This window comes from Streptomyces sp. TM32 (assembly GCF_004122755.1).
GTDB classification, from domain to species: domain Bacteria; phylum Actinomycetota; class Actinomycetes; order Streptomycetales; family Streptomycetaceae; genus Streptomyces; species Streptomyces sioyaensis.
Map to the genome: position 1 here is coordinate 23956 of NZ_SDIG01000030.1, position 15637 is coordinate 39592.

At 72.3% G+C, this 15637-nt stretch carries 11 protein-coding genes; 2 read left to right on the plus strand and 9 right to left on the minus strand.

Translation table 11 applies throughout. The annotated features are described in order from the left end of the window. Window positions 1-9: 9 nt before the first annotated feature. Window positions 10-786: a hypothetical protein gene (locus tag EST92_RS10285; RefSeq protein ID WP_174243978.1), complete on the minus strand. Its 777-nt coding sequence runs from the start codon at window positions 784-786 to the stop codon at window positions 10-12. Between the two features lie 441 nt (window positions 787-1227). On the opposite strand from EST92_RS10285, the gene EST92_RS10290 reads away from it, so the two are divergent. Continuing rightward, window positions 1228-2421 carry a PucR family transcriptional regulator gene (locus EST92_RS10290; RefSeq protein ID WP_129280631.1) on the plus strand — a complete coding sequence of 398 codons (1194 nt, stop codon included), beginning with the start codon at window positions 1228-1230 and terminating at the stop codon, window positions 2419-2421. A 13-nt stretch (window positions 2422-2434) separates the two neighbouring features. Here EST92_RS10290 and EST92_RS10295 read toward each other — a convergent pair whose 3' ends face one another. From EST92_RS10295 to EST92_RS10320, 6 genes are all read right to left on the minus strand, one after another. Continuing rightward, window positions 2435-4303, minus strand: a complete 1869-nt coding sequence (locus tag EST92_RS10295; protein ID WP_129280632.1) for an alkyl sulfatase dimerization domain-containing protein — start codon at window positions 4301-4303, stop codon at window positions 2435-2437. 115 nt (window positions 4304-4418) lie between these two features. Beyond that, the gene (locus EST92_RS10300; protein ID WP_129280633.1) at window positions 4419-4877 is read right to left on the minus strand and encodes a cyclic nucleotide-binding domain-containing protein; all 459 of its coding nucleotides are present in this window, start codon (window positions 4875-4877) and stop codon (window positions 4419-4421) included. A 134-nt stretch (window positions 4878-5011) separates the two neighbouring features. Beyond that, window positions 5012-7891, minus strand: a complete 2880-nt coding sequence (locus EST92_RS10305) for an NHLP bacteriocin export ABC transporter permease/ATPase subunit (protein ID WP_129280651.1) — start codon at window positions 7889-7891, stop codon at window positions 5012-5014. A gap of 11 nt (window positions 7892-7902) precedes the next feature. Next, window positions 7903-10191: an NHLP family bacteriocin export ABC transporter peptidase/permease/ATPase subunit gene (locus EST92_RS10310; protein WP_129280634.1), complete on the minus strand. Its 2289-nt coding sequence runs from the start codon at window positions 10189-10191 to the stop codon at window positions 7903-7905. Continuing rightward, complete coding sequence (locus tag EST92_RS10315; RefSeq protein WP_129280635.1) at window positions 10188-10994, minus strand: HlyD family efflux transporter periplasmic adaptor subunit; 807 nt, start codon at window positions 10992-10994, stop codon at window positions 10188-10190. The genes EST92_RS10310 and EST92_RS10315 overlap by 4 nt, the downstream gene beginning before the upstream one ends. Before the next feature lie 173 nt (window positions 10995-11167). Continuing rightward, entirely contained in the window at window positions 11168-11395 is a 228-nt protein-coding gene (locus EST92_RS10320; RefSeq protein ID WP_093481848.1) for a type A2 lantipeptide, read from the minus strand. 757 nt (window positions 11396-12152) lie between these two features. On the opposite strand from EST92_RS10320, the gene EST92_RS10325 reads away from it, so the two are divergent. Continuing rightward, window positions 12153-13184 carry a PHP domain-containing protein gene (locus EST92_RS10325; RefSeq protein ID WP_129280636.1) on the plus strand — a complete coding sequence of 344 codons (1032 nt, stop codon included), beginning with the start codon at window positions 12153-12155 and terminating at the stop codon, window positions 13182-13184. Window positions 13185-13196: 12 nt separating this feature from the next. On the opposite strand, the gene EST92_RS10330 is transcribed toward EST92_RS10325, so the two are convergent. Both EST92_RS10330 and EST92_RS10335 read right to left on the minus strand, forming a co-directional pair. Further along, on the minus strand, window positions 13197-14555 hold the full coding sequence (locus EST92_RS10330; RefSeq protein WP_174243976.1) for a chloride channel protein: 1359 nt from the start codon (window positions 14553-14555) through the stop codon (window positions 13197-13199). Window positions 14556-14711: 156 nt separating this feature from the next. Further along, on the minus strand, window positions 14712-15620 hold the full coding sequence (locus EST92_RS10335) for a LysR family transcriptional regulator (RefSeq protein WP_129280637.1): 909 nt from the start codon (window positions 15618-15620) through the stop codon (window positions 14712-14714). Window positions 15621-15637 lie beyond the last annotated feature (17 nt).

Sequence of the window (15637 nt, forward strand, 5' to 3'; positions counted from 1 at the left end):
CCCGGGGAATCAGCGATTGACCTCATCGCTGTCTTCCCACACGGGATCGGTCACCTCGACCGGCACGGCCTCCAGTCGCTCATCCGCCAGCACATCGGAGACGAGCGCCGCCGTGCCACCGAGATAGGTGGAGTCGAGGTCGATCTCCGTTGCGACACACCAGGCCCGGTCGTCGGGCCAGAACACGTTGGGCGACTGCGGAGAGAGTGACATCGCCACTTCCCCCGCAGCGTCGAGCGGGCCCTCAAGCAGGAGATAGCTGCGTTCCGGCAACTCCACTTGAGGGCCGTCGACGATGCCCGACGGAAACTCCGGTGGCAGCAGACCCGGCTCCGGCTGCCCGTCCCCCTCCTTCGACGTGAAAGTGAGGGTCGCGCGGCCGTCCGACATGGACTCGTACCCGTCCCAGACGCAGAACCAGCAGCGGTCACCCGACGTGGTGTGCCGGGCCAGGACGTCACACAGCGCCGCCAGCGTGGCAGGAGGCAGCACGCCCGGTTCGGGCTCCTCCTCCCAGGGCTTCGCCGCTCGCACCTCCGACGCAGGAGTGGCGAGCGCCCGGAACTGCACCCGCGGATGCACCACCCTGCCCGACCACGCGGCCACCTCTGCCCACGTCACGGGGCTTTCGTCGGACGCCGACGCCGGATGCAGAATCCGCGCGTACGCCTCGAATCCGTGCGGTACGAAAGCACCCACGCCGGACCCGAACGGCCCGACCCCCGCCACCACCCAGTCGGCCGCTGCCACATCCCCCACCGGCCGCAGTCGCGAACGCCGCACCATGGTCTGCACCTCCTGCAACCGTCCCCCGGCCTGGTTTGCCGCCGCCACCGGCAAGCGCCCCTCCACCGGGGCGCGCCCGCTGAGACCTACGCCAGCGGGTAGACCTACGACCTGCGAGGAAACTGGAAGAAACAAGGATAGTACGGTACCTCTCGCCGCAGGAGCGGAGCCGCTTCACGCACGGCCTCCCGGCCCATTGCGCGCAGGTCATCATCGTCAGCCGCTCCACAGACATGAGGGCGTTGTCCACGGGACGACTTCAGCCCCGCCCCCGCGCCCCGCCGCTGACGCCCCGTCAGCCGCCCACCCACCAGGGCCGACAGATCCTTAGTAGGATCGCGGACCGGCGCGGTAGCTCACGGCTCCGACCCTACGAGGTGACGCGTCACCACCGGCACCGGGAGGCGGTCGATGACAGCGGGCGCGGCACACCCTTCCGCCATGCCCGAACCGCGGGCGCCGGTCCCCGAGGTGCCTGATGCCGTACGGTCGCTCGCCGCGCGCTGTGTGCCCCGGGTGAACGAACTCGCCCGGCTGATGTCCCAGGACACCTTCGCGCAGCTGCACGGCTATGCCGAACTCCCCGCCGACGTCCGGGATGTGGAGATCGCGGCGACCGCGCGGCACGGGCTGCGGCTGTTCCTGGAACGGGTGGTGCACGATCCGCAACCCGGCCCGGACGACACCGGGTTCTTCCGCGAGCGCGCCGCCCAGCGGGCCGAGGAGGGTATGCCGCTGGAGTTGCTGCTTTCCACCCACTGCGTGGGGGCCCGGGTGCTGTGGCAGGCGCTGCGGGAGGCCGCCCGGCCCGGCGAGGAGGCCGCGCTGGTCGAGCTGGCCGGCTATCTGCTCGGTGCCGAGCAGCGGGTGGTGAGTGCCGTCACCGAGACCTACCTCGATGAACAGGCGGCGCTCGCCACCGAACGGCGCGAGGAGCGCCGCGCCCAGGTCCGCGGGCTGCTGGCGGGCACCGACCTCCCCCCGGCCGGCAGCGGACTCGACGGGCCGTCGCTGGTCCTGGCCGTACAACTGCCGGACGGCCCGCGGGCGCCGGTCGCCGTACGACGGGTGGCACGACGGCTCCAGACGGTGCTGGACCGGGCCTTCGACACGGAGGTCCTCACCTTGTTCGACGGCGCCGGAGGCCAGGCGATCGTGCCCGGCCGGGCCCGGCTCCCGGCCGGTCTCGCCGAGCGGCTCACCGAGGCCGGCGGCCCGGGCGTACGGCTCGCGGCCGTGCCCGCGGAGCAGGGCGGGCAGATCCCGGAGGCGGCACGGACCGCCGCCCGGATCATCCGGGTGGCCCGGGCCTGTGGCCATCCGGCCGGGCTGCACCGGCTCGATGACGTCCTGCTGGAATACCAGCTGTCCCGCCCCAGCGCCGGCAGCGACCGGATCGCCGCGCTGCTCGACCCGGTCGCCGACCGGCCCGAACTCCTCGAAACCCTCCGCACCCATCTGGAACAGGCGCAGGACCGCCGCGCCACCGCCCGGCGGCTGACCCTCCACCCCAACACGGTCGACAACCGGCTGGCCAGGCTCTCCGCCCTCACCGGGCTCGATCTCTCCACACCCCGGGGCGCGGCCCTGGCCCTCGCGGCACTACTGCTACGCGACGCCGGCGACGAGGGCTGAACCGCAGCCCCCGTCACGGCGTAACGATCGAAAAGTTCCACTCCGGCTTGTCCAACAGGGAGTTGAAGGCGAGCAGCGCCCCGGAGTCGCCGTCAACGGTGACGGTACCGGCGGTGATCTCGTCGAGGAACGTGGTGGCACCACTGAGGACCGCATTCAGAGTGGTGCGTGCCAGGCGCAGCGTGGCATGCGGACGTTCGCCGCGGGGCGCGTCGCCGGGCATGGGGGTGAGCGCGCCGTTGGACAACAACAGCGTCCAGATCTCAGGGCCGGCGGCCGGGTCGGTCCCGTCCGGCCCGGACCCGATCTCCCAGCGCAGGAGGAGGCGCCGGTCGCCGGCCCGGGGGCCGTTGAGGCGGACGGCCATGGACTGGAAGATCTGCTCGGCGGTGAGCGCGGCAAGGAGGTCGGGCGCGGGGTGTGCGGGGCTCCCGGCGTCGGCGCCGCGCAGCTCGGCGGCGCCCACGAGGTAGAAGTTGCGCCAGGGACCGGACTCGGCAGCCTGGCCCAGCCTTTCGAAGGCGTCGGCCTGGAGGGCGCGGGCCTCGGCATGGTCGGGTTCGGCGAAGATGACGTGGTTGACCACTTCGGCCACCCAGCGCAGATCCCCCGCCTCGTACGCCTGACGGGCCTTGGCCAGCACGGCGTCGGCACCGCCCATGAACTCCACATAGCGCCGGGCCGCGGCCACCGGCGGATGCTGCCACAGATGGGCCGGGTTCCCGTCGAACCAGCCCATGTAACGCTGATACACGGCCTTGGCGTTGTGGCTGAGAGTGCCGTAGTAGCCGCGGGCGTGCCAGGCACGCTCCAGGGCGGGCGGAAAACGCAGCTCCTCGGCTATCTCGGCGCCGGTGAGCCCCGCGTTGATCATCCGTACGGACTGGTCGTGCAGGTAGGCATAGGCATCGCGCTGCTCCTCCAGGAACCGGACCGCGCGATCGGCTCCCCAGGTGGGCCAGTGGTGGGAGGCGAAGACGACGTCGCTTGAATCGGCGAACAGCCGCAGGGTCTCGGTGAGATAGCGGGCCCACGCACTGGGGTCACGGACCAGGGCGCCGCGGAGGGTGAGGACGTTGTGCAGCGTGTGGCAGGCGTTCTCGGCCACGCACAGCGCCCGCCGCTCGGGGAAGTGAAAGTTCATCTCGGCCGGCGCCTCGGTGCCGGGCGTCAGCTGGAAGACCATCCGGATACCGTCGATCACCTCTTCCTGGCCGGTCGCGGTGATGTCCAGGGTGGGGGCGATCAGACCGACGGAGCCGGTCGAGGTCGTCTGGCCCAGGCCGCAACCGATCTGCCCGGCTGGCCCCTTGGGCAGCGTGGTGCCGTACATGTAGCCGGCCCGGCGCACCATCGCGGGGCCGGTGAAGACGTTCTCACCGACCGCGTGGGCCAGGAAGCCGGCCGGGGCGATCACCGGTATCCGCCCGGCCGCCACGTCCGCCTCGTCGACCACGCCGCGCACCCCGCCGAAGTGGTCGAGGTGCGAATGGCTGTAGAGGACGGCGGTGACCGGCCGCGGTCCACGGTGCTCGCGGTACAGCGCCAGCGCGGCCGCCGCCACCTCGGTACTGATCAGCGGGTCGACGACAAGCACCCCCCGGTCGCCCTCCACGAAGGTGATGTGCGAGATGTCCAGCCCACGCACCTGGTAGATCCCCGGCACAACCTCGTAGAGCCCCTGCCGGGCCACGAGCCGACTCTGCCGCCACAGCGAGGGGTGCGCGGTGGGCGGGCAGTCGTCGCCCAGGAAGGCATACGCGTCGTTGTCCCAGACGACGCGGCCCTCGGCGTCCCGGATGAGGCAGGGGTCGAGACGGGCCACGAACCCACGGTCGGCGTCGGCGAAGTCCTGTTCATCGTCCCAGGCGAGATGGCTCATGCAGGCGATTGTCGGACGGTCACCGGCCCGGGTTCATGGTGCTGGGGCACAGAGCGGACTGTCACGGGTCACAAGCGGGCGGGAGTGACTTGCGGCAGATTCTTGGAGTGCCCTCTCACGGATCGAGCCCGCTCCCCTGAGGCCCGTACAGGTCCAGCAGGCGGACCCGGGTGCCGTGCAGGCGGTCGGCCACCGTCTCGGCGACATAGCGGTACATCGCCCGGCCGAGGACGGGGTCCGACTCGCACAGCTCGCGGACCACCGCCGCGTCGAACTCCACCGCGTCCACCGGGCCGACGGTCTGGGCGCCCAGATGCCACAGGTAGGGCGGGAACAGCCAGGACCAGCCGAGCAGTTCATCGCGGCCGAGGGTCTCCACGACCGCGGCCTGGCGGCCGGGGACGCGCTGGTCGAGCACGACCTGTCCACTGCGGATGATCCAGAACCGGTCCGCCCGCCGGCCCTCCTCGAAGAGGCGGGTGGCGCGCGGCAGCGACACCTCGTGGGCGATGTCCCGCAGCCGCCGGCGCCGGTCGGGTGGCATGGCGTCGAACAGGTCTTTCGCTCTGGCCATCTTATTCTCCGTCCGCTGACTGCTTTGCAAGATAAGCGGTGCGTGGCGGGGATACGGGGAATGGCATGGCCCGGTGGGCGGGGCGTCCCGAGGGTCCCGGGGGGTCGAGGGGACGCCCCCTCCCGGCGGTCAGGTCAGGTCAGCTGGCGTCGCACCAGGTCGTGCAGGGCGCCGCCGGTGTCGGCGAGCAGTTCGGCCGGCGGGCCCTGCTCGACGATCCGGCCGTCCGCCATGACGATCACGCGGTCGGCGTCCATGACCGTGGAGAGCCGGTGCGCGATCACCAGCCGGCTGGCGCTGAGCTTGCGGGTGCTGTCGCTGACGATGCGCTGGGTCTCGTTGTCCAGGGCGCTGGTGGCCTCGTCGAAGAACAGCATCCGCGGGCGGCGGACCAGCGCCTGAGCGATCATCAGACGCTGCCGCTGGCCGCCGGAGATCGCGGCACCGCCGGAGATCATGGTGTGCAGGCCCATCGGCATCCGCTTGATGTCCTCGGCCAGGCCCGCCATCTCGGCGGCGGCCCAGGCCTCCTCCTGGGTGAAGGCCTCCGCGCCGCAGATGCAGTCCAGGATCGAGCCGGTCAGCGGCTGGGCGTTCTGCAGGACGACGCCGCACTGGCGGCGCACCGCCGCCTGGTCCAGGGCCGTCAGGTCCTGGCCGTCGTAGAGCACGCTGCCGGCGGTGGGCCGGTCGAAGCCGATCAGGAGCCGCAGCAGGGTCGACTTGCCGCAGCCGCTCGGGCCGACGACGGCCACGAACTCACCCGGCCGGACCCGCAGCGAGACCTCGTCGAGGACGAGCGGGCCGTCGTCGGTGTAGCGGAAGGAGAGCTTCTTGGCCTCGATGGCGCCGGAGAGGGCCCCGGGCTGGGCGCTGGCGCCGCGCACCTCCGGCTTCTCGTCCAGTACCGGCTTGACCTCCTCGAACATCGGCAGCGCGGCGGCGGCCGTGACGAAGGCGCCGGTGATCTGGGTGACCGAGGTCAGCAGCATGGTCACCGAGGTGTTGAAGGTGAGGAAGGACCCGGCCGACATGCTGCCGCGGGCGGGTCCGGCCAGCAGCATGAACATGATGAGCGAGCAGAGCGGCAGATAGACCGCGTTGAGGACGGTGGTCAGATTCTTGATCCGGCCGGCCTTCTGCTGGAGCTCGCGGGTACGGGCGAACTCCCGGGCCCAGGCCGCGTAGGCGAAGCTCTCGGCCGCGGCGACCCGCAGCTTGGGCAGGCCCCGCAGGGTCTGGAACGCCTGGTTGTTGAGCTTGTTGCCCAGCTTGACCAGCCGTCGCTGCCAGCGCAGCTCCCACATCCCCATGGCGAGGAACACCGCGCCGATGACGACCAGCATGCCGATCGCCGCCAGTGCCAGCGGCACGCTGAAGCACAGCAGCATGACGAGGTTCATCGCGCCGATGGTCGCGGACTGCACGGCCACCGGGCCGACCCCGGACAGCACCCGCCGGATGCTGCTGATGCCCATCGCGGCGCTGGCCAGCTCGCCGGTGGAGCGTTCGGTGAAGAACTTCGCCGGCAGCCGCAGCAGCCGGTCCCACACGGCCGGCTGCAGCGCACTCTCGATCCGGCCCTCCATCCGCAGGACGGTGAGGTTCTGCAGCAGCATGAAGGCGGCGGAGACGATGCTGGTGACGATGACGGCCAGCGCGACCTGGACGATCAGGCTCTTCTGGGCGCTGGGCACGTACACCCCGAGCACCCGGCCGGTCGCGAGCGGGACGAGCGCGCCGAGGGCGACCGTCACCAGACCGCTGAGGGCCAGGTTGCGGACGTCCATCCGGGTGCCGCGCAGGCTGAAGCGCATCAGCCGCCACAGGCTCATGGGCCGTTCCGGCAGCGGGCGGTAGAACATCACGGCACGCGGTTCGAGCTCCTCGGCGTTGTCCTTGCCGATCCGCATCCGCATTCCGGAGGCCGGATTGACCGCTTCGTAGCGCCCGCGCCGCCACAGCAGGGCCACCGGGGCACCGGACTTGGCGCGATGGCCCACCAGCGGGCCGGTGTTGGTCCGCCACCAGCGGCCCTGGAGCCGGACCGCGCGGGTCCGGATCCGCGAGCTGACCGCGATCCGTTCGACAGGGGTGACGCGGTCGTTGACGGCACCGCCCTTCGGGGGCTCGGTGAGGGTGATGCCGGCCGCCTCCGCGACCGTACGGCAGACCGCGAAGGTGGCGTCGTCGCCGGCCCGGCCCGGCCCGTCGCTCCCCCGCCCGGACCGGTCCGGGCGGCCGATGGAGGCCAACAGCGCCTGGTCGGCCCGCTCACGGACCGCCTCACCGGCCTTGATGCCGGCCGCCGTGCGGTCCTCGTGGGCGCGCTCCAGCTGCTCGATCCACCGGTCGACGGCGGACAGCAGCCGGTATTGCTGATTGACCATCTGCTGCCACAGCCCGGCATCGACCAGCAGATCGCCGGCCGCCTCCGCGCTGTAGGAGGCGCCGTACTGCACGCTGCCGGGCGGGACCGGCATCCACAGGACGTCGTCGTCGGCCACCGCCTCGTCGCCGGGCCGGCCGTCGAGCGGGGCCTCGAACAGCACGCCCAGGCTGCGGGCGGTGCCCAGGGCGAAGGCGTGCTCCAGCGGGGAGGGGGCCGGCTCGGCGTGGCCGGCGTACCCGTGGCCGTACGGGCTCTGCTCCCCGTACTGCGCCACCGTCCCGTACTGTCCCGTGTCCCACTCGGGGCGGGGCAGCTCGCGCAGCGGGATCCGGCGCAGCAGACAGTCCTGCGACGGCCGGCCGAGCAGGGTGTGCTGCGGGCCCTCGACCGGGCCGAGCAGCAGGGCGCCCGCTTCGAGCCGGCCGAGGAAGTGCCAGTGCCCCTGCTGGGCGGCGTCGACGGCGAAGAGGTCCAGCGCGCCGCCCGTGACCAGCCACAGCACATGCGGGCCCTCCAGGGGAACGCTGCGCAGCCCGGTGCAGTCGACGGGCGTGCCCAGCGAGCCCAGCGCCTGGGTCACCGCGTCGGTGGCGCCCGGTCCCACGACCGCGGACGGGGGCATGGATGACACAGTCAGTGCTCCTTGACCAGCTCGGCGTACGGGCCCCCGGCGGCGACGAGGTCCTCGTGCCGGCCGCGTTCGACGACCACGCCGTGGTCGAGGACCACGATCTCGTCGCTGTCGCGGACGGTGCTCAGCCGGTGGGCGATGATGACGCAGGCGCAGCCGCGGCGCCGCAGGTTGTCCATGATGGTCTGCTCGGTCCGGGCGTCCAGTGCGCTGGTGACCTCGTCGAGGACCAGGATGCTGGGGCGCCGGACCAGGGCGCGGGCGATCTCCAGCCGCTGCCGCTGCCCGCCGGAGAAGTTGCGGCCGTCCTGCTCGACGCGGCTGTGGATGCCGTCGGGGCGCCGGGCGATGACGTCGTCGTAGAGGGCGGCGTCCTTGAGGGCGGTGAGGACGGCGTCGTCGGGGATCGAGGGGTCCCACAGCGCCACGTTGTCGCGGACCGTGCCCTCGAAGAGGAAGATGTCCTGGTCGACGAAGGACACGGAGGCCGCCAGCGCGCTGCGGGAGAGGTCCTCCAGCCGCTGGCCGTCGATGCGGATGGTGCCGTCCCAGGGACTGTAGAGGCCGGAGATCAACCGCGAGACGGTGGACTTGCCGCTGCCGGAGCCGCCGACGAGGGCGACCTGCCGGCCGGGGCCGACGGCCAGGGAGAAGCCGGTGAGCAGCGGTTTGTCCAGCGGGCTGTAGCCGAAGGTGATGTCTTCGAGGGTCACATGGCCCTTGAGCCGCCGGGTGTCGGAGTCCGAGCCGGGGCGGGAGTAGAGGGTGTCGGCGGGGAAGCTCTCGACGTCCTTGAGCCGGGCCACGTCGGCGGCGAAGTCCTGGATGCGGCCGGCCACTCCGTTGAGCCGGGTGATCGGTGCGGTGAAGCGGGTCACCAGCGCCTGGAAGGCGACCAGCAGACCGATGGAGATATGGCCCTCGACCGCCCGGAGGCCGCCGATCCACAGGATCAGCGCGCTGTTGAGGGTGGCGAGGGTCGGGGCGACCACGGCCAGCCAGGCGCTCGGCACCCCGAGGCGCTGCTGCTCCTCCAGTGTGGTGGCGTGCTGGCCGGCCCAGCGGCGGAAGTAGCCGTTCTCGCCGCCGGTGGCCTTCATCGTCTCGATGAGCTGCAGACCGGTGTAGGCGGTGTTGGTCAGCCGGGCGGTGTCGGCGCGCAGTTTCTGGGTGTGGGTGGCCCGCAGCCGTACCACGATCCGCATGGCGACGACGTTGAGCAGCGCGATCCCCACCCCGATGACGGTCAGTTGGGGGTCGTAGGTCCACAGCAGGACGGCGTAGAGGACGACGACGACCCCGTCCACCGCGGCGGCGGCGAGGTCGCGCGCGAGGGTCTCGGCCACCGCGTCGTTCGACTGCAGCCGCTGGACCAGATCGGCCGGGCTGCGCTGGGCGAAGAAGGTGACCGGGAGTCTGAGCAGATGGCGCAGGAAGCGGGCGCTGGTGAGGGTGGAGGAGATGATCCGGCCACGCAGCAGGTTCGCCTGTTGCAGACCGGTCAGCACGGCGGTCAGCGCCACCATGGCGGCCATCGACGCGAAGAGCGGCCCCAGCAGCGAGGTCTGGTTGCCGATCAGGAACATGTCGATATACGTACGGCTCAGCGCGGGCACCGCGGCACCGACCGCGACCAGCAGCAGGCTGGCGAGGAGGGCGGCCAGCAGGGTGCCGGTCGTGCCGCGCATCCGGGCGGGTACGGCGCCGAGGATGCCGGGCTTGCGGCCGCCCTTGCGGAAGTCCTCGCCGGGCTCGAAGACCAGGGCGACGCCGGTGAAGCTGGTGTCGAAGTCCTCCGTCGCCACGAAGCGGCGGCCCTTGTCGGGGTCGTTGATGTGGACGCCGCGGCGGCCGAGGCGGCGGCCCGTGCCGTCGTAGACGACGTAGTGGTTGAACTCCCAGAACAGGATGGCCGGCGCCTGGACCTCGGCGAGCGCGGCCGGTTCCATCTGCATGCCCTTGGCCTGCAGGCCGTAGCTGCGCGCGGCCTTGAGCAGATTGCTGGCGCGCGAGCCGTCACGGGAGACACCGCAGGCGATCCGCAGCTCCTCCAGCGGCACATGCCGTCCGTAGTGGGCCAGCACCATGGCCAGGGACGCGGCGCCGCACTCCACGGCCTCCATCTGGAGGACGGTGGGGGTGCGCACGGTCCTGGTCTTCTTGGGCTTGGGGGCGGGCGGCGCCGCGCGGCGGGTACGGCGGGCGCCGGGGCCGGCCTCGGGACGGTGGCGTCCGCGGCCGGGCGGCGGCAGCTGCGGCTGCGGGGCGGCGGAGTCCTGCGGCGCGCTCACGGCAGCAGCCAATCGATCGGGTGCTGCGCGGCCAGATGGACGGCGCCGTCGGCCAGGGTCATGGTGTCGACGGCGTACGGCGGGCCGTCGGAGGTGGACCAGGCGTAGCCGGACCTGTTGTGCGGGGCGGGGTCGAGCTGGACGAGGACCGCCACCGGCTGGCCGTGCCGGGAGAACTGCTCACCGAGCTGACTGCTGCCCAGGAAGGTGCTGATCCGCTGGCGGGTCTGCGCGGTCCGGCCGACCGCCTTGACCCGGCCGCGCAGCACGCCGTACTGCTGGCTCGGCACGGACTGGACGGTGAGGTCGACGGAGGCGCCGACGGGCACCGTGGCGCCGCTCTCGGCCGGGACGTACAGCATCGCCGTCAGGGGGTCGCGGGCATGGGCGATCCGCTCCACGGAGGCCACCTCCGCGCCGGTCGTGACGACGGAGCCGATCGTGGCGGACATGGTGGTCACCCGGCCGGCGGCGAGGGCGCGGACGACGGTGCTGCCCCGCGCGGTACGGACCTTCAGGACGGGGGTGTCGGCGGCCACCCGTTTGCCCTCTTCGGCGAGCACGGCGGTCACCTGGCCCGCGACCGGGCTCTGCAGGACGTAGCTGCCCTGGCCGTGGGTGAGGATTCCGGGGGCGTTCAGGGTGGACGACACGGTGCCGGTCACCGCCCAGAGGGAGGCGGCGCACACGAAGAGGAGCGTGACCGTCAGCACGAGCCAGCCCTGGGGCCGGGCGAACCGCACCGGCAGATCGATTTCCTCGGGCGACTGCAGCTTGGAAAGGGCCTGTTGGCGGAACTGCACGACACTCTTCCCTCAACTGCAATGGTCTGTTCGGACGGTGGCTGCCGGGTACCCCGGGGCCTGGCAGGGCCTGGCCGGTCCGGGGCACCCGTCGCGGCATGTCGGCAAGGAGGGGACGCCGACCTGCCGTTGTCACCTTGAGCCGACTGTGCCGCTAGCGGCACAGAAGGGGCTCAGAGACCCGAGACCAGGCCGGTCGCGGTGCCCACAACGCCGGAGGTGTTGACGCCGGTGGCGCCGTCGACCAGGCCGGTCGCGGTGCCGACGGCGCCCGAGACCGGGGCGATGCTGTCAACGGTGCTGGCGGCGGTGCCGACCGCGTTGCCGAGGAGGCCACCGGACACGTTGTCCAGGTCGCTGTCGGAGATTTCCTGGGTCTGGACCTGGGGGGTGGAGTTCATGATGTTTCCCTTCGGATGAATATCTCTATAAAGCTGCGTCCGTACCGTCCGGTGGGGTGGTCCGGGCGCGGCAGCGGCAGTCGGGTACCCGAAATCAGGTACCGATGGCGTGACTCCCGCAGTGCGAAGGATCAAAGCATGCGGGCGGGTTGCGCTGCTAATCGGACGACCGCTGATCCGTACGCCAGTGTCCCGTCGAATTACCTGACGTGCACGCGCGTCCATGACTTGGTGGCAGCTTCTTCACATCCTGTGCGGTTTCCTTTCCGGAGCCCGGGCAATGCCTCGTTCGGCGAACAGGACATTCCCGCACCAAACCGCTTATGCGCAGGTCAGCGGGGTGGCGCGGCACCGGAGGGGCGGTGCCGACTGCGTATTCACTGTGCAGATCCTTTGAAGACCTTCAGTTTTTCCGGCACCCGACCACGACCGCCCGCCGGAACTCCGGCACACACTCCCGGCGAACCGCTGTGAATGTTGCACGATCATGAACTGTGCCCGATTCGCCCGGACTTATTGGGTGCAATTGCATACACAGAAAGCATGGAACGGAATCATCAGCACTGTCCTCATGCTATTCGCCTGGAAATGGATCGAGTGCCCGGAGAACGGACATAACCGCATAACAGCGGGCCTTCGGACTCGGCGGTAATAGGCGGCTACCGCCGACAACACCGGCACCCCGGTGGCCGTCGCCCACCGGGTGCGGCACCGTGAAAGGACGCTGCGGGGCCGGCGCCCCGGGAAGGAGCCGCGCGTGGAACCGGTCGAGGCGCTGGAGCGCATCGCCTTCCTGCTGGAGCGGCAGGGGGCGGTGCCCTACCGCGTCCAGGCGTTCCGTACGGCCGCGGCCGTCCTCGGCGCGCTGTCCCGCGACGAGGTGCACCAGCGGGCCCGGAACGGCACCCTGGGACGGCTCAAGGGGCTGGGCCCCAAGACCACCCGGGTGGTCGAGGAGGCGCTGGCGGGTGTGCGGCCGACGTATCTGGCACACCTGGAGGACGAGGCGGGCGGGCCGCTGGTCGACGGGGAGCAGGGGCAGCGGCTGCGAGGGGCGCTGCGCGGTGACTGCCATCTGCACTCGGACTGGTCGGACGGGGGCAGTCCGGTCGAGACGATGGCCCGTACCGCCCGCGACCTCGGCCATGAGTGGTGTGTGCTGACCGACCACTCCCCCCGGCTCACCGTCGCCCGCGGGCTGACCGCCGAACGGCTGCGGCGGCAGCTGTCGCTGGTGGCGGAGGTGAACGCGCGGCTGGCGCCGTTCCGACTGCTGACCGGCATCGAGTGCGACATCCTCGACGACGGCTCGCTCGACCAGGAGCCGGAGTTGCTGGACCAGTTGGATGTGGTGGTCGCCTCCGTGCACTCCAAGCTCCGGATGGACGAGGGGCCGATGACCCGGCGGCTGCTCGCCGCGGTCCGCAATCCCCTCGTGGACGTCCTCGGCCACTGCACCGGGCGGCAGATCACCGGCAAGTCGCGCCCGGAGTCCCGCTTCGACGCCGGGGAGGTGTTCGCGGCCTGCGCCGAGCGGCACACCGCGGTGGAGATCAACTGCCGTCCGGACCGCCTCGATCCGCCGCGTCGGCTGCTTCGCCAGGCGCTGGCGGCCGGCTGCCTGTTCTCCGTCGACAGCGACGCCCACGCCCCCGGCCAGCTGGATTGGCAGATCTACGGCTGTGCCCGCGCCGAGGAGTGCGGCGTACCGGCGGACCGGATCATCACCACCTGGACGGAGCGCCAGTTGGCCACCTGGACCCGGACCGGCCGGACTCCGCGACGCTGAGCGGACGCGCGGTCAGGCGGGGCCGGGCGCGGGCGCCGGGGCGCTCGCCGCGGGGGCCGGAGTGAGCCGCAGCACCACGACATAGGAGACCACCACGGCGACGATGACCAGCGGCATCACGGTCAGACCGCTGCGTCCCAGCAGCAGTGTGGCCAGCAGCACCGAGGTCATCGGGAGCTTGAGCATCGCGACACACATCGCGCCGACGCCCATCGCGAAGGCCGGGGCGAGCGACAGGCCGGGCAGATGGGACAGCACGACACCGCCTGCCGCACCGAGGAACAGCGCGGGAAAGATCGGGCCGCCCCGGAAGGCACTCAGCGACGCGCAGTACGCCAGGCCCTTGCAGAGGATCAGCAGCAGCAGCGCCGGCACCGTGTAGCCGGCGCTCTCCCGGAACAGCGAGCCCAGCGCCGACTGGCCCGAATAGAGCATCTCGGTGGCGGACTTGCCGGTGGCCGCGGCGAAGGCCACCGCCAGGGCGCCCACCACCAGCCCCACCAGCATCGTCGCCGGCACGCGATGGCGGACGACACGGCCCTTGAGGAACACCGCGAGCCGCCGTACCCCGGTCGCCGCCACCGCCGCGAGCACTCCGATGACCAGCGCCCAGCCGAACTCCGGGACCGTCGGCCCCGCGGCCTGCGGGATGTCGTGCAGCGTGAGCGAGTACGTCCCCAGGCCGGTCCAGTCCCCCAGCCCGGTGAAGATGAGCGCACCGATCCCGGCCGCGAGCAGGCCGGGCACCAGCACGATCCCCAGCATCGGACCGCCCAGCCCCGACACCTCCATCAGGAGGAACGCGCCCAGCAGCGGGGAGCCGAGCAGTGCGCTGATCGCGGCGAAGCTGCCGGCGGCACCCACCGCGGCGGCCGCCTGCGCGGGCATCCCCCGGTTCAGCAGCCGCGCGGCGCCCAGGGCCAGGCCGCCGCCGAGGGCGATCAGCGGCGCCTCGGGGCCGAGCACCGCGCCGAAGCTGAGGGAGGCCAGGGCCGCGAGCACGACACCGGGGAGCGCGGAGAGCGGGGGCGCGCCGCTCAGCGACAGCCCGTCGGCCGGCTCATGGCCGCCGTGGCCCGGCAGATGACGGACGGTCAGTCCGACCAGGAGACCGGCCACCACGAGCAGCGGGACGGGCCACCAGATCGGCGGGCCGGCGAAGCCGAGCGCCCGCGGCAGGTCCTCGTAGAGCAGCGGTTCCAGCGCGTGGACCAGCGCGAGGAAGCCGAAGGCGACGGCACAGACCGGGAAGCCGACCGCCGCCGCCACGAGCAGGAGCTTGAGGTATCCGCGGTCGCGCACCGGCGCGTACGGATCCTGGAGCTCGGTGGCCTCCGCTGGGCCGACCGGGCCGGCCGGACCGACCGACATCCGCCTCGCCTCCGAACCGGGGTTGCCCCGGCGCCCGACCGGGCCGCCGCCGTGACGAGCCTGCCACGGGCGGTCCGGGTCGGCATGTCCGGCGCGGCCGGGCAGGTGCCGGACGGCAGCCGTCCGTACGGCCGTGCGGCGCGCGGTGGCCTCCGCTCACCCCTGCGGCGCCGCCGCCTCCCGCAGGGCGGCCAGGACCGGGCGGAGCAGGGGGTGGTCCTCGGCTCCGCGGCGTACCGCGGCGAAGACCCGCCGGGTGGGGGCCACCCCGTCGACGGGACGGACCACCACGCCCGTCAGGTCCATGTCGCGCAGGGCGGAGCGGGGGACGAGGGCCACCCCCGCCGCGGCCGAGGCGAGCGAGACGACGGCGCGGAAGTCGTCGGAGGAGTGCTCCAGCCGCGGCTCGAAACCGGCGTATTCGCAGGCCAGGACGACCACGTCATGGCAGGGGTTGCCGGGGTAGGGGCCGATCCAGCAGTCGCCCGCCAAGTCGGCCACGGCCACCTGCGCCGCCTCGGCGAGACGGTGACCGGGCGGCAGGACCGCGTCGAACGGCTCGGCGTAGAGCGGGACGCGGGTCAGCCGCGGGTCGTCGGCGCGGGGCGCGCCCCGGTATTCCACGGCCACCGCCACATCGACCTGCCGGTCGAGGACCATCAGCAGGCTGGCGTCGCCCTCGGCGTCCTGGACGCGGACCCGGATGCCGGGGGCGGTCACGGCCAGCGCGGTGAGCGCGGGCGCCACGACCAGGCCGATGCCGGTGGCGAAGGCCGCGACGGTCACCGTGCCGGCCTCTCCCGAGCCGTAGGCGGCCAGCTCGGACTCGGCGCGCTCCAGCTGTGCCAGGACGGCGTTGGCGTGGCTGAGCAGGATGTCGCCCGCGGCGGTCAGCCGCACGCCGCGGGCGCTGCGCTCCACCAGTCGGTGGCCGGTCTCCTGTTCCAGGGCGGCCAGCTGCTGGGAGACCGCCGAGGGGGTGAGGTAGAGCGCGGCGGCCGCGGCGGTGACCGTGCGGTGGTCGGCCACCGCACGGAGGATGTGCAGCCGTCGTGCTTCGATCATGCTTCCAGTTTCGCAGG